This is a genomic window from Streptomyces violaceorubidus (assembly GCF_000717995.1).
Classification (GTDB): domain Bacteria; phylum Actinomycetota; class Actinomycetes; order Streptomycetales; family Streptomycetaceae; genus Streptomyces; species Streptomyces violaceorubidus.
This window is the reverse complement of sequence record NZ_JODM01000008.1, coordinates 1-23953: the sequence shown is the minus strand read 5'-3', so window position 1 is coordinate 23953 and position 23953 is coordinate 1. Positions and strand designations below refer to the sequence as shown.

At 69.2% G+C, this 23953-nt stretch carries 25 protein-coding genes; 17 read left to right on the top strand and 8 right to left on the bottom strand.

Annotated elements, in window-relative coordinates; genetic code table 11:
- Positions 1-541: 541 nt before the first annotated feature.
- Positions 542-730, bottom strand: coding sequence for a hypothetical protein (locus IE94_RS0113445; protein WP_030182971.1), 189 nt, complete (start codon positions 728-730; stop codon positions 542-544).
- A gap of 232 nt (positions 731-962) precedes the next feature.
- Between IE94_RS0113445 and IE94_RS0113440 the strand changes: the two genes are divergently transcribed.
- The 5 genes from IE94_RS0113440 (at position 963) to IE94_RS0113420 (ending at position 4862) form a co-directional block, all read left to right on the top strand.
- Positions 963-1169, top strand: coding sequence for a hypothetical protein (locus IE94_RS0113440; RefSeq protein ID WP_245235243.1), 207 nt, complete (start codon positions 963-965; stop codon positions 1167-1169).
- A 542-nt stretch (positions 1170-1711) separates the two neighbouring features.
- Positions 1712-1861 carry a hypothetical protein gene (locus IE94_RS39900; RefSeq protein ID WP_157849354.1) on the top strand — a complete coding sequence of 50 codons (150 nt, stop codon included), beginning with the start codon at positions 1712-1714 and terminating at the stop codon, positions 1859-1861.
- A gap of 73 nt (positions 1862-1934) precedes the next feature.
- Entirely contained in the window at positions 1935-2144 is a 210-nt protein-coding gene (locus IE94_RS0113430) for a hypothetical protein (RefSeq protein WP_157849353.1), read from the top strand.
- 128 nt (positions 2145-2272) lie between these two features.
- Positions 2273-4078, top strand: coding sequence for an NHL domain-containing thioredoxin family protein (locus IE94_RS0113425; RefSeq protein ID WP_030182967.1), 1806 nt, complete (start codon positions 2273-2275; stop codon positions 4076-4078).
- 232 nt (positions 4079-4310) lie between these two features.
- Complete coding sequence (locus IE94_RS0113420) at positions 4311-4862, top strand: EF-hand domain-containing protein (protein ID WP_030182965.1); 552 nt, start codon at positions 4311-4313, stop codon at positions 4860-4862.
- Between the two features lie 45 nt (positions 4863-4907).
- Here the strand turns inward: IE94_RS0113420 and IE94_RS0113415 are convergent, their stop codons facing one another.
- Positions 4908-5921 carry a serine hydrolase gene (locus tag IE94_RS0113415; protein ID WP_030182963.1) on the bottom strand — a complete coding sequence of 338 codons (1014 nt, stop codon included), beginning with the start codon at positions 5919-5921 and terminating at the stop codon, positions 4908-4910.
- 226 nt (positions 5922-6147) lie between these two features.
- Positions 6148-6495, bottom strand: a complete 348-nt coding sequence (locus tag IE94_RS35515; protein WP_157849352.1) for a DUF6281 family protein — start codon at positions 6493-6495, stop codon at positions 6148-6150.
- Positions 6496-6801: 306 nt separating this feature from the next.
- On the opposite strand from IE94_RS35515, the gene IE94_RS0113405 reads away from it, so the two are divergent.
- Complete coding sequence (locus IE94_RS0113405) at positions 6802-7638, top strand: MerR family transcriptional regulator (protein WP_030182957.1); 837 nt, start codon at positions 6802-6804, stop codon at positions 7636-7638.
- A 34-nt stretch (positions 7639-7672) separates the two neighbouring features.
- Here the strand turns inward: IE94_RS0113405 and IE94_RS0113400 are convergent, their stop codons facing one another.
- Entirely contained in the window at positions 7673-8920 is a 1248-nt protein-coding gene (locus tag IE94_RS0113400) for an MFS transporter (protein WP_030182954.1), read from the bottom strand.
- 122 nt (positions 8921-9042) lie between these two features.
- Here IE94_RS0113400 and IE94_RS0113395 point away from each other — a divergent pair, with 122 nt between their 5' ends.
- Both IE94_RS0113395 and IE94_RS0113390 read left to right on the top strand, forming a co-directional pair.
- Positions 9043-9600, top strand: coding sequence for a TetR/AcrR family transcriptional regulator (locus IE94_RS0113395; RefSeq protein WP_030182951.1), 558 nt, complete (start codon positions 9043-9045; stop codon positions 9598-9600).
- Between the two features lie 213 nt (positions 9601-9813).
- A complete protein-coding gene (locus IE94_RS0113390; protein ID WP_245235241.1) occupies positions 9814-10281 on the top strand; it encodes a hypothetical protein in 468 nt (155 codons plus the stop codon).
- A 279-nt stretch (positions 10282-10560) separates the two neighbouring features.
- On the opposite strand, the gene IE94_RS0113385 is transcribed toward IE94_RS0113390, so the two are convergent.
- Entirely contained in the window at positions 10561-11544 is a 984-nt protein-coding gene (locus tag IE94_RS0113385) for an alpha/beta hydrolase (RefSeq protein ID WP_037922580.1), read from the bottom strand.
- 159 nt (positions 11545-11703) lie between these two features.
- Here IE94_RS0113385 and IE94_RS0113380 point away from each other — a divergent pair, with 159 nt between their 5' ends.
- Positions 11704-12069, top strand: a complete 366-nt coding sequence (locus IE94_RS0113380; protein WP_030182943.1) for a hypothetical protein — start codon at positions 11704-11706, stop codon at positions 12067-12069.
- A 320-nt stretch (positions 12070-12389) separates the two neighbouring features.
- Here the strand turns inward: IE94_RS0113380 and IE94_RS0113375 are convergent, their stop codons facing one another.
- A complete protein-coding gene (locus IE94_RS0113375) occupies positions 12390-13022 on the bottom strand; it encodes a TetR/AcrR family transcriptional regulator (protein ID WP_030182940.1) in 633 nt (210 codons plus the stop codon).
- Between the two features lie 52 nt (positions 13023-13074).
- On the opposite strand from IE94_RS0113375, the gene IE94_RS0113370 reads away from it, so the two are divergent.
- Positions 13075-13839, top strand: coding sequence for an SDR family NAD(P)-dependent oxidoreductase (locus tag IE94_RS0113370; RefSeq protein WP_030182938.1), 765 nt, complete (start codon positions 13075-13077; stop codon positions 13837-13839).
- A gap of 858 nt (positions 13840-14697) precedes the next feature.
- On the opposite strand, the gene IE94_RS0113365 is transcribed toward IE94_RS0113370, so the two are convergent.
- A complete protein-coding gene (locus IE94_RS0113365; RefSeq protein WP_037922577.1) occupies positions 14698-16119 on the bottom strand; it encodes a hypothetical protein in 1422 nt (473 codons plus the stop codon).
- A gap of 664 nt (positions 16120-16783) precedes the next feature.
- On the opposite strand from IE94_RS0113365, the gene IE94_RS0113360 reads away from it, so the two are divergent.
- The 3 genes from IE94_RS0113360 to IE94_RS0113350 all read left to right on the top strand — a co-directional run bounded on the left by IE94_RS0113360 (position 16784) and on the right by IE94_RS0113350 (position 18122).
- Positions 16784-17119 carry a hypothetical protein gene (locus IE94_RS0113360; RefSeq protein WP_245235240.1) on the top strand — a complete coding sequence of 112 codons (336 nt, stop codon included), beginning with the start codon at positions 16784-16786 and terminating at the stop codon, positions 17117-17119.
- 115 nt (positions 17120-17234) lie between these two features.
- Positions 17235-17543: a hypothetical protein gene (locus tag IE94_RS0113355; RefSeq protein ID WP_157849351.1), complete on the top strand. Its 309-nt coding sequence runs from the start codon at positions 17235-17237 to the stop codon at positions 17541-17543.
- 237 nt (positions 17544-17780) lie between these two features.
- Positions 17781-18122: a hypothetical protein gene (locus IE94_RS0113350; protein ID WP_157849350.1), complete on the top strand. Its 342-nt coding sequence runs from the start codon at positions 17781-17783 to the stop codon at positions 18120-18122.
- Positions 18123-18988: 866 nt separating this feature from the next.
- Here IE94_RS0113350 and IE94_RS0113340 read toward each other — a convergent pair.
- Positions 18989-19390 carry a hypothetical protein gene (locus IE94_RS0113340; protein ID WP_030182921.1) on the bottom strand — a complete coding sequence of 134 codons (402 nt, stop codon included), beginning with the start codon at positions 19388-19390 and terminating at the stop codon, positions 18989-18991.
- Positions 19391-19905: 515 nt separating this feature from the next.
- Between IE94_RS0113340 and IE94_RS37980 the strand changes: the two genes are divergently transcribed.
- The 4 genes from IE94_RS37980 (at position 19906) to IE94_RS0113320 (ending at position 23870) form a co-directional block, all read left to right on the top strand.
- Complete coding sequence (locus IE94_RS37980) at positions 19906-20613, top strand: class I SAM-dependent methyltransferase (RefSeq protein ID WP_157849349.1); 708 nt, start codon at positions 19906-19908, stop codon at positions 20611-20613.
- 51 nt (positions 20614-20664) lie between these two features.
- Positions 20665-21759, top strand: a complete 1095-nt coding sequence (locus IE94_RS0113330) for a PLP-dependent transferase (protein ID WP_037922574.1) — start codon at positions 20665-20667, stop codon at positions 21757-21759.
- 356 nt (positions 21760-22115) lie between these two features.
- Entirely contained in the window at positions 22116-23393 is a 1278-nt protein-coding gene (locus IE94_RS37175; RefSeq protein WP_051777492.1) for an ATP-grasp domain-containing protein, read from the top strand.
- Positions 23394-23564: 171 nt separating this feature from the next.
- On the top strand, positions 23565-23870 hold the full coding sequence (locus tag IE94_RS0113320) for a transposase (RefSeq protein ID WP_030182909.1): 306 nt from the start codon (positions 23565-23567) through the stop codon (positions 23868-23870).
- Positions 23871-23953 lie beyond the last annotated feature (83 nt).

Genomic DNA, 23953 nt, shown 5'->3' with positions numbered 1-23953 from the left:
AGCCATCCCGCTCGCGAGGCTGTAAAGACACCCCTTTGGCACTTCTGCGCCATGTCGCCAAGTGGACACGATGCAAAAGGCGCATCCCTCCGCAAGCGCGACGCGCTGCACCGTGTGTAGTCCGAGTGTTCCGGCGTACGGTACGCAAGGCGCACCGGCTGTTTCGCGCCGTACGGGTCAGCGGCGGAAGAGCGATGGCGGAAACCGATGCGGCGCCGGGACCGCCGACAGCCTCGCGACGGCCGCGCGAGGTCGTGGCCGCCCCGAGTCACGTCGCTGGAGGGGCCCGTGATACCGACGGGCAGAGCGACTGCCCTTCGTGACTTGTGCGAGGTGATGCTCCTTGTCGAGGAATATGGGGCATCAAGGCGCGCGACAAGCGGCCGTGGGAGGCCGCGCCGGCGCAAGAGGACTGGAGGCGGGACGTCTATAGAAGGAAGTTGGTTGTAAGTGCCACGAGAGATGGCCTGGCTGCATACCGTGTGTTGTGACTCGCTCACCGGCGGCGCGGGTCCTCACGGTGACACGGCGGTCGTGCTCATCAGGAAGAGCGGAACTCCACGACGACGCGATAACCGGCGGGCTCGGACATGATGTGGAGTCCGGGGGCGTCGAACAGGTGCTTGAGCTCGGCGGGCCATTCACGATCCTCCTCCGCCGGCACGGTGCAGGTCTTGATGAGGACGACCGGATCGGCGGCGTGGGTCTTCGATTTCAGTGAGTCGGTCATGCCATCCAGACAGTCGACGGCTCGCGCTGTAACGAGTGGTCGAATCCTTTAGCAGTGGACTACCCACCGACCTGGCGGACGGCCGAGTGGCACCCGTTGCTTTCCGGCCTTCCTTGCGAGGGCGGGCAGACGACGCCGGATGACGGGCAGACGAAGAGTCATGATGGACACGCAACTTCGGAACCTTCGGAACAAGGAACGGACTCAGCAGGAATCCCGTGCCCGGGGAACCATGGCGATCTGGCGGTGGGCCAGGTGGGCGGCGCTCCTCCTCGCCGTTGGCTGGGCGCTGGACTCGGTCGCCAAGCTGGTCGAGGGCGCACAGGGACGGGAGCTGTGGTGGCCGTTGCTCAGTACCGTCATCTGGGCAGGAGTGACCGTGCACGGCTTCGCGACCTACCGGCGGATCAGGACCACGTCCGGACGACACCTCGGATGAACTCATGGCGGTCGTGCGCACAGGCCCGGCACGACAGCCAACGGCGACTCACCCGCGTCTCGGCCCTTGACCTCCATTTCCGACGTGGGTCCTCCACTGCTCTACGGCGGACCCGTCGCCTTCGCCGCCGGGGTCGTCGTCCTTGCGACGCAAGACGCCCGTCGTCGACGCGGGGAGCGCGGCGCGCGTCCGTAAGCCCACGCACCCAATGCCGCGACCGAGCTGTCCTCACGTAACCCATGACCGGTTCGCTCCTTCACTCCTCTGCGTGCGGGCTCCTCCACCAAAAAATGGGAGCGGTCATGGAGAAATGATGAGCCGGCTGTCGCAGCGTAGTTCAGCGTTCGGACACCATACGATGCACACGGTGTTAACCCAGTGGGGTCACGCCCGTCCATGCTCAGGCAGGGGCGCCCCGGATGAGCAGTTCGACGGCCCGGTGTCAGAGGCACCCCCGCGTGCCGGTAGTGGTCGACGAAGCCCCGGGCCCGATCGGGCCTGGTGCTGGCGAAGGGTTCTCCGGCGATGACGCCGACGGAGGTGTGGCCCAGGCTCAGCAGGTGCTCCGCGACCAGCCGTCCGCCCAGCCGGTCGACGCAGGTGACGGAGGTGTGCCCGGCGTCGGTCCGGCGGTCGACGAGGACGAAGGGCGTGGTGTGCGCAAGGCCGGCAGGGCGCCGTCGGTGGACTGACGACCTGGGGCGTCGTCTGGGAGGAAGGGCTCGCGTGGCTCTTGGAAGGTGGCTCTTGGAAGGGGATGTTCCCGTGGTCCCGGCCTGGGACGTGATCGCGGGTGCCTGGCACGCCGTGACGTCGGTAGGGGACCAGTACGGCAAGGAGTTCAAGCGGACCCACCGGCTGGAGATCCAGCCCGCGGCGGATCCAGGCTTTCGCGGTCGGATCCGGCTCGATCCCGGATTCCCCTGCGTGGCGGAGATCGCCGCGTTCGTCACAGCCCGGGGGTACGCCCCCTGAGGACTTCCGGCCGTCGCGGAAAGACGACCGAGGGAGATTCGCCGTGGCCCTCACCACCCCCCGGCCACTGCCGAAACGGCCCCCCTCCGGCCAGGGGCGGAGTGCGAGCGGTGTGATTGGCTTGAGGCATGGCAAAGCGTGCACGGGTCCGCGCCCCCGAGCTGGTGGGCAGGGGCGGCTGGATCAACACCGGTGACCAGGAGCTGAGTCTCGCGGCGCTTCGCGGACGGATCGTGGTCCTCGACTTCTGGACCTTCTGCTGCGTCAACTGCCTGCACGCCCTGGACGAACTGCGCGAGCTGGAGGAGACGCACAGGGACACCGTGGTGATCGTGGGCGTGCACTCGCCCAAGTTCCCGCACGAGGCCGAACACCGGGCCGTCCTGGACGCCGTCGAGCGCTACGGCGTCGAGCATCCCGTCCTGGACGACCCGGACCGGGTGACGTGGCAGCAGTACGCCGTACGTGCCTGGCCCACCCTCGCCGTGATCGATCCCGAGGGTTACGTCGTCGCCCAGTACGCGGGCGAGGGACACGCCCCCGCCATCCAGCGGCTGGTCGAGGAGTTGGAGACCAGGCATACGGCCAAGGGCACTCTGCGGCGCGGCGACGCCCCGTACGTGGCGCCGGAGCCGGAGCCGACGATCCTGCGCTTCCCCGGCAGGGCCGTGTCGCTGCCCTCCGGCACCTTCCTGGTCAGCGACACCACCCGGCATCAACTGGTGGAGCTCGCCGAGGACGCGGAGACCGTCGTGCGGCGGATCGGAAGCGGGAGACGGGGCTTCGCGGACGGCCCGGCCGAGAGGGCCTCGTTCAGCGAGCCGCAGGGACTCACGCTGCTCGGCGACGGCTCGGTGGTCGTCGCCGACACCGTCAACCACGCACTGCGCCGGTACGAGCCGGTCACCGGCGAGGTCACCACCCTGGCCGGGACCGGCAGGCAGCGGAGACCGGGCGAGCCCACCCGCGGAGCCGCCCGCGCCGTGAGCCTCTCCTCGCCCTGGGACGTCGCCCTGTGGAACGGCCGGGTGTGGATCGCCATGGCCGGGGTGCACCAGCTCTGGGCCTACGATCCGCGGGACGGGAGTGTCACCGTCACCGCCGGGACCGGCAACGAGGGACTCGTCGACGGGCCCGGCCCCGAGGCCTGGTTCGCGCAGCCGTCCGGGCTGTCGGCGACGGAGGAGCGGCTCTGGGTGGCCGACTCCGAGACCTCCGCCCTGCGTTGGGTGGACCTTGCAGGCACGGTCCGCACGGCGGTGGGTACCGGACTCTTCGACTTCGGGTACCGCGACGGCCCCGCCGCCCAGGCACTGCTCCAGCATCCCCTGGGCGTCACGGCACTGCCGGACGGCTCGGTGGCCGTCGCCGACACCTACAACCAGGCCCTCCGCCGCTACGAACCGCCCACCGGTGAGGTGAGCACGCTGGCGACCGACCTGCGCGAGCCCAGTGACGCCGTGGTCGTCGGCGACGACATCCTGGTCGTCGAATCGGCCCGACACCGGCTGACCCGGCTCCTGCTGCCGCGGGAGGCCCTGGGCGCGGGGGCAGGCGACGGCGTACGGCGGGAGACGACGGAGACGGCGCCGGGCACCCTGCGCCTGGAGGTGGCCTTCCGGGCACCCGCCGGTCAGAAGCCGGACCTGCGCTACGGGCCCGCGACACGACTCCTGGTCTCCGCCACCCCGCCCGAACTGCTGCGTGCGGGCGAGGGCGCGGGCACCGACCTGTCCCGCTCCCTCGATCTGAACCCGTCGGTGCCCGAGGGCGTGCTGCACATCTCCGCGACGGCCGCCTCCTGCGACGACGACCCGGACGTCCCGTACCCGGCCTGCCACGTCCACCAGCAGGACTGGGAGATCCCGGTCCGTCTCGTCGAGGGCGCGAGCGACCGTCTTCCGCTCGTCCTGGCCGGCGTCGACGCCGCCTGACCGGTCGGCGTCCGGGAGGACCGGCCGTCATGGCAGCCCCGGCCCGCCCCCCAGCCGCATCGCGGGCACCGGCGGCCACCCTCGAAGGGCGTGCCACGCGTTCAAACCGGCGCTCGGCGCTCGGGCAGGGCGCCCGGGGGCGCCGCTGTGACATCTCGCGCTCCCACACGCTGTTGGGTGGCCGACGGGCGTGGACAGCATCCTTTCAGCACCGCGAGAGAAGGGGCTTGTGATGGCCAGTGAGTTTCAGCGGACCAAGCTGCAGGACATGTTCAACGCCTTCGACGTGAACGGCGACGGCTGCCTGGAGGAGGAGGACTTCGCGGCCCTCGCGACCCGGTGGGGCCGGCTGCCCCGCGTGCGGGCGGACGGCGAACTGGCCGCGCGGGTGGAGGACGTGTTGCTCGGGTGGTGGCAGCACCTCTCGCAGGCCGTCGACACGGACAACGACGGCCGGATCGACATGGACGACCTCCTCGCCATGGTCGACCGGCTGCCCACCATGCAGGACGCGGTGGCCGCCACCGCCGACACGGTCTTCGACGCGGTGGACGAGAACGGCGACGGCCGCATCTCGAGGAACGAGCACCAGCGGCTCATCGACCTGTGGCACGGGCAGGGGATCGCGACCGGAGACGTGTTCGACCGCCTCGACCAGGATGCCGACGGCCACCTCAGCCGATCCGAGTTCGCCGCGCTGTGGATCCAGTTCTGGATCAGTGACGACCCCGCCGAGCCGGGCAACTACGTGTGCGGGCCCGTAGCGGGACACTCCCTCCGCTGACCCGCGGCCAACGAGGTCCTGCGAGCGCAGGCCCTGGGCGGGGCGTCAGGTGGCGGACTTCTCCCTGACTCTTCGGGAGAACGCCGCCGCGGACGCACGCGTTGCCTGCTCCACGATGCTGATGCCGACCTCCTGGGTGCTGCAGCCGTTGAGCAGCACCGCCATCAGATAGACGCGGCCTTCACGCTCTATCCGACCGATGCTGTTGACAACCCATTTCTTGGTCTGAGTCCGCTTGAGCCACCCGTTCTTCAGTGCGGTCGTGCCCGAGTCGGCCGCTGCGGACACGCCCCAGGTCTGGCTTCCCACGACGTGCCGCATCAAGTCCTGGATGTAGGCACGCGACGCCTCGCTCAGGGGCGACTCGTCGCCGAACACGGCCTGGAGCAGGCGTATCTGGTCTTCCGCTGTGGTCTGGGTGATGCCCCAGACGGTCCCCCCACCGCCCTGTGTCCGGGTCAGGCCGAGCCGTTCGTTGGCCGCGTCGAGTCCGGAGGCACTGCCGATCCGGGTCCACAGGGCACTGGTGGAGACGTTGTCGCTCTTCTGGATCATGGCAGCGGACTGGGCGCGCTCCTCGGTGCTCAACCTGCGCCCCTGGTCCTGGGCCTGAAGCAGCAGCGTCGCCAGGATGTCCACCTTCACGATGCTGGCGGTGTCGAAGGCATCGTGTCCGTACGTCGCCATGGCACCGCTCCTGACGTCCAGCATCGCCACGGACATCCGGTTGTCGCCGAAGAGCGCGGTCACGGGCGCCAGAGCCGGTCCGAGATCGAACGGTTTCCGTGTCGAGGTGGGCGACGGCGACGGTTCCGGTGCGTCCGCAGGCGCCTCGCCCGCCTTCGCCCGGGCCGAGACGGCCGGTGGGGACGGAGCCTTCGCCCGGGTGGACGAGGACGACTCGGCGGAGTCGGTCCCGGTGATGGCATAGGTGGCGCCGCCGGTCAGGATCACGGCCGACGTCACCGTCCACGTCATGTGGCGTCGCCTGTCCCTGCGGCGACGTCGTTGCTCCCGGCGGGAGCGGCCACGCCGCCGAGTAGGTGGGTTCTCATGCACGGGTGCGATGGTAATCGAATCAAAGTTCGAGATCGCCCGGTTTCTCGGCAGTGCGTCCGTTCCCGGTCGTCGACCGTTTCCTCACCGGGGAACCTTCAATGGCACCGACGCCTGCGCTCCGCCACCTCCAGACACGATCCGACTCCGGTCGAACGACCCCGCCCGCGACGGGCAGCGGCCCGCGACGCCGCACGGGAACCGGGACGACGCCGGGTGGCCGGCCGCCCTACCGGGCCTTGACCTCTGGAGGCAGGCTGCCCGCGGATGGGACAGCAAGGAGCAAAACCTGGTCCGAGGCGTACCGCACCGCGATGGCCATCCGTGGATTCACGCCGTCGACGGCATGGGCCGTGACCGGTTCGGACCTTGCCGCATCGTCGTCGTGGCCCGGCGTGTCATCACAGGGCGGGAACTCGGCCGGGCCAAGCGCTTGGCCGACGGTGAAATCGACGTCGGCCACCTGCGTATAGGTACGGCCCCCGTACAGGGCGACGATCGCGCACGAGCCTTCGGCCTCCCCACCACCGTCCTGCGCGGTGCAGGCGGTCATCAGCACTGCCGTGACCAAGACCATGCCCGAGTACCACGGCAACTGCCGCAACCGCGTCGACTTTGCGGGGTTTCGTCGGCTTGACTGGCTTATTCGCATCAGTGGGGCCCTTCTCTCTCTGGAACGTGCGCGCTCCGCCTCACCGGGTGGCGCATCACCCACGGGCGTTTCCGACCTCGGACGTGGCTCCCGGTCACTTCATGACCATGACGGAGATCTAGGCGAACTCGTTCGTTCCGCTTGCGGTGACTCGCCCATGGGGGAGTTGCACATGCCGTAACGGCATGTGGTGTCGTCGAGGGACCAACAGCACGGAAGGCCCTGTCTGCGATGTATCCCTCCGCCATGCCTCCCCGCGAGGTCAAGATCGGCGATGCCGCCGCCTTCACCGGAACCACCCCGCGCGCCATTCGTCACTACCACCAGATCGGTCTGCTGCCGGAGCCCGCACGAGGCGGAGACGGACGCCGCCGCTACGGCTACGACGACATGGTTCGCCTGCTGTGGATCCGCAAGATGTCCGACGTCGGCATCAGCCTGGACGACATGCGGGCCGCCTTCGACGAGGCCCGGGACGTCGGGGACGTCCTGGGCCGGCTGGAGGAGACCCTGGCCGCCCGGGAGGCAGACATCCGGCGCCAGCGCGCGGCGGTCCAGCGCCTGCGGTCCGTGGGCAGCCCGCTGGGCCTGCTCTCCCCGTTGGTCACGGACCGGCTCAGCCACCTGCCTTCCGGCGCGCTGCGCCCCGCCGACCTGGACGCCCTGTTGATCACGGAACGGATCTTCGGGCCGCTCGGCGCCGCCGTCCAGGCCGGCGTGTTCATCATCCTGGCGACGCATCCCGACCTACGGGCCGAGGCCGACCGCCTCGACGCGGCCGACGCCGCCCTCGACGACACCGTCCACCCCCACGACCCGCGGGTCGGAGAACTCGCCGCGCAGCACTGCGCCCACCACAAGGCCCTGATCGGGGCCATCGAGGCGGCCGGACTGGACCTGGCCGAGGAGCAGCTCTTCGAGATCGACGCCGAGGCGAGCGGCGAGGAGGACGCCCGGATGAGTGCCTTCGAAGCGGTGACCAAGATGCCCTACGACTTCTCCCTGGCCCGGACACGGTGCATGGAACTCACGGCACAGCTCATGGCCGTTGCCGCGCAGGGCGAGTGAAGCCTGCCGCTGGCGGCGGCGTGGGCCGGCCCGGTCATCCCTCGGCGCGCTGCCCCGGCCGCTCCACGGCGAGTTCGGCGGGGACGCCGAGGTCGGACTTGCGGTGATGGGATGTGCGGTCACCCGCGGCGGGGGCCGCGAGGACGGCCGTGGCGACGAACGCCAGGACCACGACCATCGCCGGACGAAGTCCGTAGTGATCGCCCAGGAAGCCGAGCAGGGGAGGTCCCACCAGGAACGCGATGTAGCCGATCGTCGCCACGAGGCTGACCCGGGCGGTCTCGTCGGGCCCCGAGTCGCCCGCCGCCGACAGGGCCACCGGAAAGCCCAGGGACGCGCCCAGTCCCCAGAACAGGACGGCGGCCGCGGCCACGACGGCGTTGTCGGAGAAGATGACCAGGGACAGGCCGATGGCTCCGGAGACCGCGCTGGCCCGCACGGCAGCCGCCCTGCTGTAACGGTTGAGGAAGTACGTGCCGCCGAAGCGTCCCACGGTCATCGCGGCGGCGAACCCGACGAAGACGAGCGAGCCTACGGCGGCGTCGAGACCGTGGCCGTCGACCATGAGCAGCGGCAGCCAGTCGTTGGCGGCGCCCTCGGCGAGAGCCATGGCCAGCACGATGGCCCCGATCGTCAGGAGCCGTCGGTCCTTCCACACCTGCGGGCCGGCGGGCCGGGGGGAGCCCGAAGCGGGCGACGCGGCACGGACTCCGGTCCCGGTGGGCACGGCACCGATGGCGTACCCGAAGATCGCTGCCGTCACCGCGGCCACCGCCAGGAGGTGCCAGTGGGCGGGGAACGCCGCAGCGGTGGCCGCCATGCCGGCCAGGCCGCCGATGACGGTGCCCAGGCTGAAGCACCCGTGCAGCGTGGGCAGTACCGCCGCGCCGGTGATCCGTTCCACGTCGGCACCGTCCACATTGATCGCCACCTCGCCCGACCCGACCCCCACGCCGAACACGCACAGCCCCGCGGTGACCAGGGGCGCGGAGCCGAGGGCGCTGCCCGCGCCCACGACGACCACGCTGGCGACGACGAACAGGGTGGCGAGCGCCGTCACGGGTCTGGTCCCGAACCGCGACACGAAACGGCCCGAACAGAGAATGCCTGCCATCGAGCCGACGGACAGACCGAACAGCACCAGCCCCATCTGCCCCGTGGACAGGCCCAGACGGTCACGGACGTCCGGGGTGCGCGTGATCCATGAGGACATGGCGATGCCGTTGAGGAAGAAGAAGAGATACAGCGCCCGGCGGCGTCGGCGTACAGCACGGTCTGTCAAGGCAGGGCTCCGCCGGTGTTGGAGACAATGAGGGGCAGGCAGACGACGATCACGTCACCCCCCGAGTATGAACAAATGTACACACCGGGTCGATGACCGAGAAGACAAGGCGGACAACTGCGATGACAGGCAGCACTCGTGGTCCCAACGACCCCCGGCGCCGCGAACGCATCCTGGACGCCGCGCTCGACGTCATCGCGGAACACGGCGCCATCAAGGTGACCTTCCGCAAGATCGCGGAGTCGGCAGGCGTGCCGCTCGGGTCGGTCACCTACTACTTCGACGACATGCGGCACCTGTTGACCGACGCCTTCACCCGGCTCGCAGAGACCGTGTCCACACGCTACGGCGCCCTTCTGGAAGCCGCGCGGACCCGCCAGGAGGCCGAGGAGGCGGTCGTCGAGATCATCTGCGGCAAGGTCTGGGGAACGGACCGCAATCTCCTGCTCACCTACGAGCTGTACGCCTTCGCCACCCGCCATGCCGAGGTGCGCGCCGTCATGCGCTCCTGGATGCAGGCCAGCCGCGACTCCCTGGCCAGACACTTCGACCCGCTCACGGCACGGGCCCTGGACGCGCTGGTCGAGGGATTCTCCATCCACAACTCCGTCGACCTGCGGCCCACCGACCGCGAGGAGGTCGCCGCCGTCGTCCGCGCCGTCGTCGACAGGCACCGCTGAAGGGCGCTTCCGCGAAGCGTGGTCAAGTGCCGCGCCCATGGCGGGAGCGAGGGTCATGGCTGCAGGTAGGACTGGTCCGTGCTCGCCCCGGAGTGGGCACGGACGACTCTCTTGCCCGGCGGCCCAGCCTTCCTTTGCCCCGGCCCTCACCATGGAGCCCGCCTGCCCCTGCGGACGGGTACCACCCGACCCGTATCTCTGCTCCTGGCGCCCGTGCTCGCGGCCGCAACGCTCACCGGCTGCGCGCTGCTGGAACTCTCCAGGGACTGCGAAGGGACCGACGACCGGGTGAAGGAGCTGGCGGCGCTCGACATCCTCGACTCCCGGCCCGACGGAGCCGCCCTCGCCCGGGGCTTCGAGGAGGTCGACTCCGGCTGCTGGGCGGACAGCGGCGATGTCGTGGTGTACGCCCGCCGGACGTACACCGTCCCCGGCACACAGGCCGAAGTGAGGGCGCACTACCGGACGGCGGCGGTACGGGACGGATGGATTCCGGACCCCGAAGCCTCACCCGGCGACCAGTACTTCACCAAAGAGGGCAAGGCCCTGTCGATCGTCTTCCTCACCGCCGAGGACCTCAAGCAGGACGGTCACGGAAGCCGCCCCGACCTCACCCACGGGGCCGGCTACTCGGTCAGCGTCGACTCGTACGTGAACGGCGGCGCCGAGACCGGTCGCTAGTGCTCTGACCGGGAAGGTTGGCCGGGTTGGCGATTGGAGCGGTTGGACGGGCGGTGACATCCGTACCGACCGCTGGAGGTGTGGTGGCTGAGCCTGTGCGGGTGCGACCGGGAGTGCCGGTGGGCCCGGTGGGAGTCGCTGCGGTCCTTGCCGGGGGGTAGGCTCGGCTCGGCTGCGGAAGCGATCACTGGTTGTTCGCCGGGGTTCCGGCACATGACCGGACCGGCGAGAGATCAGTCGGGAGGCCACTTGGCCCGCCGGGACGGAGCCCGGCCCCCCTTACTGCGCGAGCGTGTCCAGGACGTCCGTGACCGGGGTGGGATGCAGAGGGCCGACGTGTGACGCGCCGGGGAAGTCGTGCACGCGGAAACGGTTGCCGGGTGTGGATGCGTCGGCTTCCGCGATCATCCTGTCCTGGAGTGCGGTGGCGATCGTACGGTCCTTGCCGAAACGCAAGTACGTGCGGGGGATGCGTCCCCAGCTGCGGGCCCGGCCGACCGCTCGGCCCGCGTAGGCGGCGACGGGCTCGTCGGTCTGCATGCCGGCCAGGATCCGGCGGAAGTCGGCGTCGGGGTAGTCCGCGCAGATCATCTCCTTCAGGAGGGCCAACTCACCGCTGACACCCGTACGGAAGTTCAGCCGCAGTACCCCGAGCCGGTCCGGGTCGCCCACCGTCAGCTTCACCGGGCTGACGGCGTTCGCGTTCTCGGGCGCCGCGGTGCAGGCGTCGGCCGTGGGCAGGGCGCGGCTGGGACAGAAGGCCGCCATGTAGCAGATGTGGTGGAGCAGGTGCGGGACGGCGTCGGCGACACGGCTGACCGACACGCCGCCCAGGCTGTGCCCGACCAGCACCACCGGGCCGTTCCGTGCGGCCTGCCGCACGATGCCCGTGACACGCGCCTCGTAGTCGTCCAGCCCGAGGCCCTTCAGCGGGGAGGGCTCGACGGCCATCGCTGCGAGGTCCTGCCGCTGGTACGACTCCGCCACGAAAGCCTCCGCGCCGTGCCGCGGCTGGTCGACCATGACGACGCGGTGGCCGCGCAGCACCAGTTCCCGCGCGATCGGCATCCAGAACGCGCCGGCGCTGTGGGTGCCGTGCACCAGCACGAAGGTTCCGTGCCCGTGACGCGGGCGCGCCGTGGCCGGCGACGTTCCGACCCCGGTGGCCAGTGCCATGCCGCCCGCTGCGAGTCCCAGCCCACGCAGCGCCGTCCGCCGGGTGGCACCTTTTCGTTCTTCGTTCGTGTCATCGCTCATGAACACCACGCTATGAACGGCCCGTTCGGCCCACCAGCGGTCCAGCACCCCCACAGGAGTGGACCCAGAACCACCTTGACACCTTGCCCGTACTGACAGGGGCTGTGACCGGGCTGCTCCACCGTGATCGGAAGTCGGCTCGCGGAACGAGCGCACGCGGAACGGCTGGTATTACTGGGGCATGCAGGAAGAGACGGCGCGTTCAACGCCTCCGACGACAGCTATGTGACTGCCCTGCTCTCCCAGGCCCTGACGTCAGACGTGGTCTTCTGGGGGCCGTTGGGCCGCAGCGAGGGAATCGCGGCGGTGGAGCGGTTCGTACTGGACATCCGGCGCCACCCGGCGGGGTCGGGCACGATGGTGCGCTGCTCTGCGGTGGACATGCCCGATGAGTGGGCCCGGTACCAGTGGGTCTTCACCACGCCGGACGGCGGCCCCCGCCTGTCGGGAACGGATGTCGTCCATCTACGGCGGAGTCTCATCGAGCAGGTCATCGTCTTCGCGGGGGAGATCGAGGGGTCCGCCGCCTGAGCCGTCCTGGTGCCTGGGCTTGCGCGGGGTGGCCGCGAGGGTGGGAGGCGGCCAGGGTGAACTGCCGTAGCGGGCCGAAGCCGCAGGGAAGGCCGGGCTGCCCCCGGTGGTCTGAATGAGGTCGCCTGCGTCATGGCCGGCTCGCCAACTTCGTCCGGGTTCCACTGGGCACCGTCGCGGGACAACTGGCGTGCTGGCAGGGCCCCTTGGCTGTGCTCGTGAGTGTCGACAGCGAGGGTTCAACGCTTCGGGAGGGGAGGCACCGACACCGCGCTGTGTTCGATGGTCAAGAGGGATACCGACGCCCGGTCCGTGGCGCTTCAGTCCCTCCGGCGGGTGGCGACGGCGTCATCGCCGAAGGACGCCGTGAGTGCCTGTGCGATCAAGTCGGGCAGTTCGGTGTGTCCGTCGTCTTCGACCCAGCGCGTCAGCGCCGTGTGCATCGCGGCGAGGCAGGCACTGGTGGCCGCCTGGGCGCGGAACACGTCGTCGGGACCGGTCGCGTCATCCCCGAGGGCATCGACGATGGCCTGTTGCAGCGCGTACTGGCTGTCCAGGTGTCGGGCTCTCAGCGCAGGCGTCGAGACCATGAGGCGGAGGCAGTCCAGCAGGAATCGTTCGTTAGCTGCCTGCTGGTCTCCGTTGCCGCCAGTCGAGGTCGTGGCCGCGTCGATGAGCGCACTGCCGACGCGGCGTACCAGGGGCTGCGCTGCGGACGACGCCGCAACGTGCTCGGCGATGAGCTGGGCGGGCTGGTCTATGAGGACGAGGTCCTCCTTGGTAGAGAAGTGCCGATACACGGTCATTGCGGAGACGCTGGCGGCCTCGGCGACGTCGGCCACCGTTACCGCGTCGTAGCCGCACTCGGTGAATAGTCGCACCGCGTGCGCCTGGACCAGGCGCCGTGTCTCGGAACGCCGTCGTTCCCGCAGGCTTTGCTGTCGCTCACTCATCTGCTAGACACTAACACTATGTTAGTAACTAACATTAAGGCCAGGTGACGGCATGGGCGATCTGATGGGCAGAACAGCCCTGGTGACGGGCGCGTCGCGCGGCATCGGGCAGGCAATCGCGGCTCGGCTGGCGGCCGCAGGAGCCACGGTCATCGTGCACTTCGGCACGGACGAGGCCGGGGCCGCGGCAACGCTCGACGCGATGGAACACGCCGGCGGGACCGGCTTCGCCGTCCGAGCCGAACTGGGTGTGGACGGCGATGTCGAGACACTCTTCGCCGGCGTGGAGGCCGGCTTGGGTGGTCGGCCCCTCGACATCGTCGTCAACAACGCGGCGGCCGCACCAGCCGGTGCGCTCGGGGTCACGACGCGGGCGGAGTTCGACCGCTTGTTCGCGGTGAACGTCCGGGCACCGTACTTCATCATCGAGCGTGCACTGCCTCTGATGCGCGAGGGCGCCCGGATCATCTCGATCTCGTCGGTGGCAACCAGGATGGCCAACCCGTCCCAGACATCCTTCGCCATGACGAAGGGCGCCATTGAGACGATGACCAAGACCCTTGCCGGCCAACTCGGTCCCCGGGGGATAACGGTGAACGCGGTCGCTCCTGGGGCCACCAGGACAGCGAGCAACGGAGCTGTCTTCGACGTGCCGGGCCTCACGGAACAGATCTCCGGCATGACGGCACTCAGCAGGCTGGGCGCGCCCGAGGACGTAGCCGACGTGGTCGCCTTCCTCTCCTCCGATGCCGCCCGCTGGGTCACCGGGCAGATCCTCGACGCGAGCGGTGGCCTGTTCCTCGGCCCACGCATCTGACCAACGAAGATGTGGCGAGGGCAGCGCATCGCGCGTAACTCCACGCAGCCTTCCGGCTCCGCGACATCCGGCTACGGAGCCCGCGCAGGAACTCGTTCAGCAGGCCGCCCCGGCACTTTCCGTGGAGGGCTGACTGAGTGTGATGTCAGTGTGTGTGGTGGGATGGCCGGGCCTCCTCCCATAGTTTCCAGGCGTGGGTGCAGCCGTCGTTCCAGCGGTTGTCGAGGTGAGTCTTGTACTCGTCGAGGAGGGAGGTCCGGGACTGCCACTGGCCGGTGAAGAGGTCCTCTGGATTGGCTGCGTCCGCGGAGCGTTTGACGGTCCTGCCTCGTAGAAAACGTATCAGGTCCGTCCGGCAGCAGCGGTTGAGGTACCCATCAAGTGCCGTACGTGCACGGCGAGCCGGACTGCTCCGCCGAGGGTTCGGGTTTGGAAGTTTCCGCTCCCTCGGGGAGCAGAACGTGTAGGCATCGGCGGTGCTGGGTGATGTTCTGCTCGGTGGCCTCTTCGAGGTTGTGCCACGGATGCCACCGGTCTGCGACCCGGGCCGCCTGGAGTGTGCCGGCGGTGGCGTCCTCCGCGAAGAACGGAGCCCGGTTCCGGCAGACCACCTCGAGCCTGGCCGCTTCGCGAGCCAGGATGCAAGGCTGGGCGCTTCCGGGCCGGGCAGCAGGTCTGCCGGCCGACGGGTTTCGACATCAACCGGGACGGTCCCGTAGTGCCGTCCCTTGCGGTCGCGTACTCGTCGACACCGACCGCCCGCGGGGCGGGCGGCATGATGGCGATCAGGACCTCGCCGTCGGACACCGGGCCGCTGGGCGGTGAGTGCTGTGCAGAGTTCTGGACCGTGGTGCAGTCTCAGTTGTCCACTCCCGCTTCCCACTTGCGTCGGCGCAGCGTGTGGTCGCTGAGGAGATGTCGGCTCCGGTTGAGCAGTTCACCCACCTCGGTGTCGCCGGGCCGCCCGTCAGGGGAGGGATGCCAGCGTTGCACTGATTGCGCGGCCCAGGTGCGCAGCTTCGCATCGGGGTCCTCGAGCAGACGGACCGCCGTCCGTAGCGCCACGATGCCCCCGTGCGCGTCGAGCAGCCGGAACGCGCCGACGCGGATGTGCCGTGGCCGCTGGGGGCTGGTGCGCTCCAGTAGCCAGTCGGCGGACAGTTGTCTGGCCGAGGGCAGCAGCGCGGTGGCGGTCTCGCGGACGACCTCGGCGGCAGGGTCGTCGAGGAGCGGCCGCAGCTGCTTCGTGTCCGTGCAGTCCAGCGCCCGCAACCCGGCCACGGCTCGCGCCCGTACCCCGGCCGCCGGGTGCGAGAGCAGTGGCCGCAGCAGTCCGGCGTCCGCGCGGTTCCCGCACTCGGCCAGCCCGATGACCGCCCCGGGCGGCAGCTCGGGATCGTTGGGTGCCGTGCACCGCTCCCGGTACCAGGCTGCCGGATCGCCACCCTGCTGTCGTACGACGTAGCGAGCACAAGCACGCACGAGCGCGGAACGGTCGCTGAGAAACGACTCCGCCTGCTTCGAGTGTCCTGCCCGTCTCAGCGCGGTGACGCCGGCCGAACGGACACGGGGATTGCGTGCGGACAGCAGTGGAGGCAGCACACCCTCGTCACCGTCCTCGTCCCGCGGAGCCGTGAGCGCCGCTGTGGCACACAGGTCCTGGACCACCGTGTCCTGGTCCCGGGCGGCCGCACGGGCCAGCTCGGCGGGACGGAGCAGTCGGCCCTCGATGGCCAGCCGGTAGGCGAACCGACGGACGACGCGGTCGGGGTCAGTGAAGAGAACAGCGAGCTGCCCGGGAGATGCCTGACGCAGGGTGCGGCCGAGCACATCGACGCCGAAGGTGCCTCTGTCGCGGCGGCCGACGCGGAGGATGAGCGGCGCGAGATCGAGGGCAGAGCCCACGTTCAGGGCTTCACGGAGCAGCCGCCGGGCGTGCTCGCGCACCGGCTCGACCCAGTCGGTGCAGCGGATCACGACCAACGGCAGCAGGCCGGGGTACCGGACCGACTGGAGCAGCGCCTCCTGCCGGATGCGCCCGTCGCGGTGGCAGAGGGCGAGTGCGAGCCGGGACTCGCCGAGCTGGGTCAGCTCAGCGGGCGGCGGGGCCGAGTGCTCCCACCCCGGCAGGGAGTACGGCCGGTACCAGGCAACCTCGCGCACTGCTGCGTCCAGCGCGAGCCAGTCACCGGGGACGGCGACATCGAGCGTGCTGTGCAGCGGCGCACCTTCCGCGAGCCGCGTCGCTGCCGCTGTCCCGGCCTCACTGTTCTCAAGCATTCCCGCCCCTCCATTAGTCCTACCGGGTGATCGTAGGAGGCGGGGTTGGCGTAGAGCGCGGGAAATACGGCCCGTGATCACCGAGGGCCACCGCTCGGCACCTGCTCACCGGAAGCCGAACACGGTGACATCGCCCCAGCTCCTCCTGCCGCTGGTGACAGGCGGCGCGCCGCATCGGTGACAACTGGTGTGCTGCGCCCTGCTGAAGCCGCAGATCACCGGCAGGCAGCCACGCAGCGTTGCCGGCGAGGTGGGAATGACGGTATCGGGGGGAGCGTACGCATGGACATCGACTGGGGCGCCTACCCGTACGGCGCCGACCGCGCCGCTCACCTGGACCACCTCATGCGCTGCACTGAATGCGGCCCCACAGGCTGCAGCACGGCGGGCGCGGACCTGTGCTCCCGCTACCGCGCCACCCCACACGCACAGGGCAGTTCTTCCTGGCCCGGTGCCCGGTGCCCGGTGCCCGGTGCCCGGTGCCCGGTGCCGGGTGCCGGGAGGGGAGTACCGCGCTGATCCTTCCGGGACGGGTCTGCCGGGCGTCCGGGACTGAGCAGACGGGCGCACACTGATGGGGATCTCTGCAATCGGTTCTGTCCGCAGTTACCGTGAGCGGAGATATGGCGGGGAGCGAACGTGCCGTATGTGGCACTCTGACCAGATGGGGGAGAACAACCGGGAACGTGCGATGGAGGGTTGGGTCTGGAAAGAGAACGTCCTGACCTTTTTGGCTCTCTTGGCGGGTTACGCCGGCTACGACTTCGATGGCACCGACTGGCAGGCGGTCGGACTCGCTCTTGGGGCCACCGATGATGAGCACCCGGATCGTTGGTACAGCTATCCACTCGTCGGATCGAGCCTTCACCTCGAAGTGCACCTTGCGCAGGCCGTGGGTGGCCATGAGGTTTCTGTCCGCGTGGCGGGAACTTCCGACCCTGAGCTTCTGCTGAGGGCGGACACCCTGATAGCGGCCTTCGCCACCAGGCTCGTCGCATGAGGCGAGTATGAGTCACAGCCCTCATGGAGGGGCGAGAATCCGGGCCGTGAGGGGGCGGAGGGACTGCTGCGTGATCAGGTGACATGCGGTTCAGTGGCCTGCGATGCTGTGCGGCGTGATCATGATTGTTGGCGCTTCGTCCGCAGACGCATCCGACCCGATAGGCGTCCTGATCTTCCTCGCAGCGTTGGGGTTCGCAGCCGTCTTCGCCGGAGGGAGGTTGGCGTTCAATGTGCGCGGTGCTGTTGATGCGACGCTGGCGCGAAGACGAGCCGTCCTTGAGTTGAAAGCGCAGAGCACAGGAGATCTGGGGCTCCCAGACACCTGGAGTTTCAGCCCGTTCTTCTTCAAGTTTCTCGGCAGTGTCACTATGGTGGCGGTTTTTGTCCTGCTGGCCCTGGGTTTGGTCTTGGTGACCGACTGAGCCGGCTCCGAGGGGGGTCCGCTTTGGGGTGAGGGTTGCTGCCAGGCCATGCGGGCAGGGCCCGGTGGAAGTCTTGTTCTGTGCTGGCAGTTTTCGCCTGCGCGGTGAGTGGCCTTTGCGGGATGCTTCGGGCACGGGCTGTTCGGGCCTGTACACCAGTTGGTGAGTCGTGGGTGATGATGCTGAGGGTGTTGCTCGTGGTGGGCCGGGACCGGCGGTGGGGTGACGGTCCTGGAGGTGTGCGTCAGAAGTCCCGGCTGGAGCAGCGGCGGGGAAGAGACGAACTCCGTCTTCACCGTCCCCGTCTGCGGCAACCGCAGCGGCGAACCCGGCCACGGTACGGTCTTCGCCTCCTCGGCGCAGACGCAGGGCCGGCGCTGGAACCTCGACCACGTCGTGGACCCGTACAACGACGTGATGGCCCTGTACTACGCCAAGGGCACCGGCTACTACGCGCAGAACAGCAAGATCGATGATTCGGTCCCGTACATCCGCGGCGGCTACCTGAACCGGGTCGACTACGGCCTGGGGGCCGGCCAGGTCCTCACCACCGCCGGCCCGGCAGGGCAGGTCAAGTGAGGTGTGTCGGACCGGTGCGTGTCCAACTGCGTCCTTGACAAGGACCACGCCACCAACTGGCCGGACGTCCCGGTGGACCTGAACTGCACGGGGCGGGGCGGGTTTAGTCTGCTCGCGGGGCAGCTACGCGTCATGGTGGTTCTACGAGAACGCGCAGTACGGCGACGTCTGCTCCGGTTGGGGCAGTCCGGGCGGGTGCCGGATGTTTGCCGTTCCGGCCTTCGGCGGCCTGTGGGAGTTTTCCGTTCGGGGGCGCTGCGACACTTCGGGCGGCGTCTTTTGGATGTCCGCCGCGGGTGACGGGGCTGGGGTGTGGATGAATTCCATGAGGCCGGGCCGGACGTTCGCTTCACTCGGTGCGACCGCGAGCGGCCACTGCTGGATCGAGTATCCCAACGTGTGACTGGCTGACTGCTTCTCGCCAGGCCCGCTGTCCGTGGTTTTCACGGTCCGGTAGGCGGCGCGGAGTGCCGGGATGACCTCGGCGTGGGCTTCCGGGGTCGTTCAGGGATCCGGAGGTCCGCGTCTGCCGGTTGAGGAGGAGGCGGTCGGGGTGGAGCGGGGCGTGTGGGAGGGAGGAGGGTGGCCGCACCGGCGACGTGCGGTTTCGCTGTGTGGGTCCGCTGCGTGGTTTAGGCCGGTGATCGGGGCGTGGGTCTGTCGACCACCGGTGTCAGCTGTCGGGAAGAGGGTTCGCCGTCTGCGTCGGACGCGAGATCGCGGGGCCTGGTGGGCGGCGCGGCCGGGTCGACGTCCACGGATGTGGCAGGGCCGGGCTGTGGAGGCTGACCCACGCTGTTCGCAGCGCTTACGTGTGGCCCGCGCGTGCTGGTGGGCGCGTGCGGGCCGCAGCACCGTTGTCCGGTTCAGCAGGCCTTGATGGACGAGATGTTGTCGTTGAAGCGCGAGTACTGCGTGGCAAGCAGGTTCGGAATCTCATTTCCGCTGTCGAGCCACAGATAGTCCCCGCCGTACTTGTTGTCCATGTAGAAACACACGCGGTGGCCCGTGTAGTTCTTGATGGAGCTGATGCTGTCCTGCAGGCCCGACTCGGCATTTCCGAGGTCGTCGATCGGGTCCAGGAAGCTACGGCAGTCATTGAAGTAGTTGTTCTTGCACGCCGTCAGACCCGACAGCGACCCCTGTGCGGAGGCAGAGGCCGTACCGCCGGAGACGAGTACCGCAGCGCTGGCCAGCGTGGCGGCGGCGATGACGATGCCGGGCCTCTTCGTCCTGGACTTGCTCCGTCGCAGCATGGTGGAAAACATGAAGCCTCCTGAGTCGTTGCATCTCGGAATCGGGATGACGAGTCGGTCCGGTGGGTGAAACCGGGGAGCGACCGTGCTGATCGGTAATGCTGGCACCGTTCTCCGCACCGGTCCAGGCAACGTAATGCGGTGGAAACTGGTTCATCGTCCGCAGCACGCTTTTCGGCCAGATTTACCTGGGCGGACCCGTCGGCAGTGGCTCATTTGCGGTCGGCCGCCGAGACGGAGGGACCGGCCTCGTCCAGGCCCACGGCTTCACCCGTGGCCCCCTGCCTCGGCGTTCACCCGCTCAGGCACCACGTCGCGTGGTGCCGCCGGTGTCTCGCCGGCCCGGCCGGCCGCGGCACCCGCACGACTCGGCACCGGCCATGCCGAGCGTGACGGTTGGCCTTGCGTGCGCCGCTTCACGTGTGCTCGAATGATGGGAGCGCTCCCATAGCGGCGCTCCTATTGGGCAGACGTGCCCCCTCCCCTGATTTTCGCGCATTGAGAATTTCCTAGTAAGAGGTACGAGAGTGACTGCTGCCTGGTGGAGTGCCGGCACATCGGTGGAAGCATATACTGCCTTAGGAAACCCACTCGAATGGCAACTCGCCTACCCTGAACTCTTTGAGCGGATGGGCTTCGGGAATCCTTTGTTCGAAGGACCGGTTCTGGACTACGGATGCGGCCCCGGAAAGGTCGCCGCTCACCTTGCCGAACGTTATGGGTACGACGTCGTCGGATGCGATGTCTCGATAGAGATGATCGCTCTCGCGAAACGGGACAACGCGACCCCGCGGACGACCTTCACGAGTATCAGGAAGCCGGTTCTGGAAGATTACCCGAGTGAATACTTCGGGGCCGCGATATGCACGTTCGTCCTGTGCGTTCTCGGTGCGCCGGAGCAGCACGTGGACCTGGTACGCGAAGTGCGTCGGCTGCTGCGTCCAGGAGCGCCTTTCGGGCTCGTAGTGCCGCATCCGGACAGCTCGGGGGTGCAGTTCAGCACCTGCCGAAGCGGAGATCCGGATGTCACGTACCACGCGGGCGACCCGATGACGACCCGGCTGACCGCCGGCGGCACCGATCTGACGATCCAGGACTTCTTCTGGCCGACCGAGTGGTACAGGAGTCTGCTCGAGGACAACGGATTCTCCAGCGTGACCGCGTACGCTCCTCTGCCCAAGGACCCGGCGGAGCCGGACCGCGCTCCCTTCCTGATCGTGGCCGGAAGGCGCTGACCCGTGCGAAATGCTGTCGCCGTCACGGCGGGGTGCCCGCCCGAACTGGGCATGGGCACCGTGTGCGCGCACTACACCACGGCCGTTCCCGCCGAGGCCGGTCCACTGGTTCATTCTCCGTCTTTCTCGACGGCATATCACCAGGATCTCGACGATGTCGCCCCGACCCGGTATGGACGATGGGGACATGAATCCGCCGACTTCCTGGAGGGAGCGCTGGGCGCCCTGGACGGCGGGCTGTCCATCGTTTTCAACAGTGGCATGTCGGCGATCTCCGCAACCCTGTTGAGCCTTGTGCGCTCCGGCGAGGTTCTGGTCGTCGCTCATGACACGTACTACGAGACCCGTCAGATCGCCGACCAGTTGCGCGAGCGCGGTGTGTGCATACGTGTGCTGACCGATGTAGTGCGGCAGTTGCCCGAAGCGGTCGACGGCGCCCGCCTCGTGCTGCTGGAGTCGCCCACCAACCCGCTGATGAGTATCCATGACCTGAGGGAGTGTGCACGGCTGGTCCATGACGCGGGTGCGCTGCTGGCCGTGGACAACTCGGTGTCCTCGCCCCTGGGGCAGCGCCCGCTGGATCTGGGCGCGGACGTGGTCGTCACCAGCGACGCCAAGATCGTCGGAGGCCACAACGATCTCATTCTGGGACACGTGACAGTCAGGGACCCGGAGCTGGACTCCCTCCTGCGCGACTGGCGGCACCTCCACGGCTCGATCCCCTCGGCTTTCGACTGCTGGCTCGCCCAGCGCTCCATCGGCTCGCTGGAGATGCGAGTGGAACGGCAGACCGCCAACGCGACCGCGCTGACGGAGATCCTCGCCCGGCGCGACGAGGTCACCGACCTGCGCTGGCCCGGCTGGACGGGCGATCCCGGCTACGCGATCGCCTCCCGCCAGATGATCCGGGGCGGTGGACTGCTGGCGTTCCGGCTGCCGGGGCGCGAGCACCTCCACCGGTTCCTGCGGGCGAGCAGGCTCATCACCCCGGCGACCAGCTACGGGGGCTTGCAGAGCATGGCCAACGACATCGCGACCTGGCCCCACATCAAGGTGCCTGCCGGATACGTCCGCATCTCCTGCGGCTGCGAGACCACCGCCGATCTGGTCCAGGACGTGCTCCACGCGCTCGACGCCGCGCTCTGACCCCTCCTGCTGTGCGGTCTGCCTCCGCCTGCCCGCGCTCCCTGCCCGGTCCTGCCGGACGCGGTGGGCGGGCCACGCCGGTCGACCGGCCCGCGACGATGACCCGGCCCTTCCTCGCCTTCCGTCCGACCGGGGCACGGGGAATTGACGGACCCCGAGGCGGGGTCGACCACGCGTTTCCTCGGGCTGGGTGCGGTGCCGTCCCCAGCCCCGCGGGCCGGCCGACCACACCGGCCGGCCACACCGGCCGACCACCCACCGGCCGGCCACACCGGCCGGCCACACCGGCCGGCCCACGACGCCGGGCCCACAACGAAAAGTCCGGGCACAGGACGAAAGACAGGAGCGACGAGCCCATGACCGCGCAGAACCAGACGGTTCTCCTGCTGGAACCGGAGTCCTCCGGACTCGACCTCATCAAGGCCGCGGCTCGGCTGGGCTTCAGAGTGCACATCTTCGACCACCGGCCCCTGGAGGAACTGGGGGCAGCGGCCCGACAGGCGGTGAACGACAAAACGGCCGACTACCGCAGGGTTGACGTCCGGGCCACCCACACGGCCGTGGCCGCAGCCAAGGAGCTGTCCGCCCGGACACCGCTGAGCGCGGTCATCCCGGGATTCGAGTACGCGGTGCCTGCGGCAGCCGCCATCGCCGCGGCCCTCGCACTGCCCGGACTCGATCCGCAAGACGCCGAGGCGCTGCGCGAGAAGGACCTCATGAAGACGCGCCTGCAGGAAGCCGGTGTCGCCGTCGCAGCAGGCGTCTCCTTCGACCTGGCCCAGGCGGCACAGGCCACCAGGGAGTTCGCCCGCACCGTGGGTTTCCCCGCCGTGATCAAACCCGTCGACGGGTCCGGAAGCCTGCTCGTGCGCAGGGTGGACAACGCCGCACAGCTCAACGCGTACCTGGAACTGTGCCGACGCGGGACAGTGGACAGCATGGGCCGGCCCATGGGCACACACCTGCTTCTGGAGCGCTACGTCCCGGGGGCCGAGTTCAGCGTCGAGGGATATGTGTCAGGGCACGACGTCACGGTGGTGGCCGTCACCCAGAAGCAACTCGGCGCGGAGCCGGACTTCGCGGAACTCGGGCACATCGTCGACGCCCCTCTGGGGGCGGCCGAGCGGCACGCGCTCGAAGCAACGGCCACCACGGCGGTCCGGGCGCTCGGCCTGACCCTCGGTGTGTTCCACCTGGAGGCCCGCCTCGCCGACGACGGACCGGTCGTCATGGAGATAGGCGCCAGGCTGCCCGGCGACCGCATCCCCGTACTCGTTTCGCAGGTGCACGGGGTCGACCTGGCGCAGACCATGATCCGCTGCCACACCGGACTTCCCCTCAGCCCAGCCTCCCCCCGGCCCCGCGCCCGCGTGGCGGCCTCCCAGTTCTTCACCGTGGAGACGGCGTCAACGCTCCCGGACCCCGACCTGCTCGCCCGGCAACTGTCCACCCTCGAAGGCTGCGTCGAGGCCGTCGTCACCAGCGAGCCCGGCGCACTGCTCCTGCCCGCCACGGACTGGCGGCAGCGCTTCGGACGCCTGATCGTGACCGCTCCCGACCGTGCACGTCTCGAAACCGTCCTCGCCGATGCACACCACCTGATCCGGACGGCGGTCAGGGTCCACCACCGCTGAGGCCGCCTCACCTCGCCTCGTACTCGGGCGGCACCGTGCCGCCGGTACCGCCCGCCTGCCGCTGCGGGCTTGGTCAGCTAACGCTCGGAGGGGGTTTGTTGGTGTGGGCCTTGACCCTTGATGTTGGACACACGAGACACTGGGTCCTGGGGATCTGAGAACGGACATCTCGTGGTTGTGAAGAACTTTCCGCCGCAGTTCAAGGCCGACGCGGTCGCGTTGTACGAGTCGCGGCCCGAGGCGACGATCAGGCAGGTCGCCGCCGATCTGGGGATCAACCCGGAGACCCTGCGGAACTGGGTGAGGGCGGCCGGTGTGAGCCGGCCCCGGGGCCGGCGGGCAGAGACGCCGACCGAGCCGCCGACACCGCTGGAGGCCGAGAACGCCGCTTTGCGCAAGGAGGTCCGCGAGCTGGAGGAGGAACGCGAGATCCTGCGGAAGGCGGCGAAGTATTTCGCCGGGGTGACGCGCTGGTGAACCGCTTCCAGTTCGTCGGCGACCATTAGCGCCGCCACGGCGTGAAGCGGCTGTGCACGATCCTCGGAATTGCCCGCTTCAGT

What these genes read in the sequence shown, in the direction of transcription:
- IE94_RS0113375 (WP_030182940.1), bottom strand. Translation starts at nt 13,022, where the DNA reads ATGAGTGAGCGACAGCAAAGCCTGCGGGAACGACGGCGTTCCGAGACA.
- IE94_RS0113405 (WP_030182957.1), top strand. Translation starts at nt 6,802, where the DNA reads ATGTATCCCTCCGCCATGCCTCCCCGCGAGGTCAAGATCGGCGATGCC.
- IE94_RS0113340 (WP_030182921.1), bottom strand. Translation starts at nt 19,390, where the DNA reads ATGTTTTCCACCATGCTGCGACGGAGCAAGTCCAGGACGAAGAGGCCC.
- IE94_RS0113330 (WP_037922574.1), top strand. Translation starts at nt 20,665, where the DNA reads ATGGGCACCGTGTGCGCGCACTACACCACGGCCGTTCCCGCCGAGGCC.
- IE94_RS35515 (WP_157849352.1), bottom strand. Translation starts at nt 6,495, where the DNA reads ATGGTCTTGGTCACGGCAGTGCTGATGACCGCCTGCACCGCGCAGGAC.
- IE94_RS0113420 (WP_030182965.1), top strand. Translation starts at nt 4,311, where the DNA reads ATGGCCAGTGAGTTTCAGCGGACCAAGCTGCAGGACATGTTCAACGCC.
- IE94_RS0113425 (WP_030182967.1), top strand. Translation starts at nt 2,273, where the DNA reads ATGGCAAAGCGTGCACGGGTCCGCGCCCCCGAGCTGGTGGGCAGGGGC.
- IE94_RS0113445 (WP_030182971.1), bottom strand. Translation starts at nt 730, where the DNA reads ATGACCGACTCACTGAAATCGAAGACCCACGCCGCCGATCCGGTCGTC.
- IE94_RS0113360 (WP_245235240.1), top strand. Translation starts at nt 16,784, where the DNA reads ATGGGGGAGAACAACCGGGAACGTGCGATGGAGGGTTGGGTCTGGAAA.
- IE94_RS0113370 (WP_030182938.1), top strand. Translation starts at nt 13,075, where the DNA reads ATGGGCGATCTGATGGGCAGAACAGCCCTGGTGACGGGCGCGTCGCGC.
- IE94_RS0113440 (WP_245235243.1), top strand. Translation starts at nt 963, where the DNA reads ATGGCGATCTGGCGGTGGGCCAGGTGGGCGGCGCTCCTCCTCGCCGTT.
- IE94_RS37175 (WP_051777492.1), top strand. Translation starts at nt 22,116, where the DNA reads ATGACCGCGCAGAACCAGACGGTTCTCCTGCTGGAACCGGAGTCCTCC.
- IE94_RS0113365 (WP_037922577.1), bottom strand. Translation starts at nt 16,119, where the DNA reads ATGCTTGAGAACAGTGAGGCCGGGACAGCGGCAGCGACGCGGCTCGCG.
- IE94_RS0113395 (WP_030182951.1), top strand. Translation starts at nt 9,043, where the DNA reads ATGACAGGCAGCACTCGTGGTCCCAACGACCCCCGGCGCCGCGAACGC.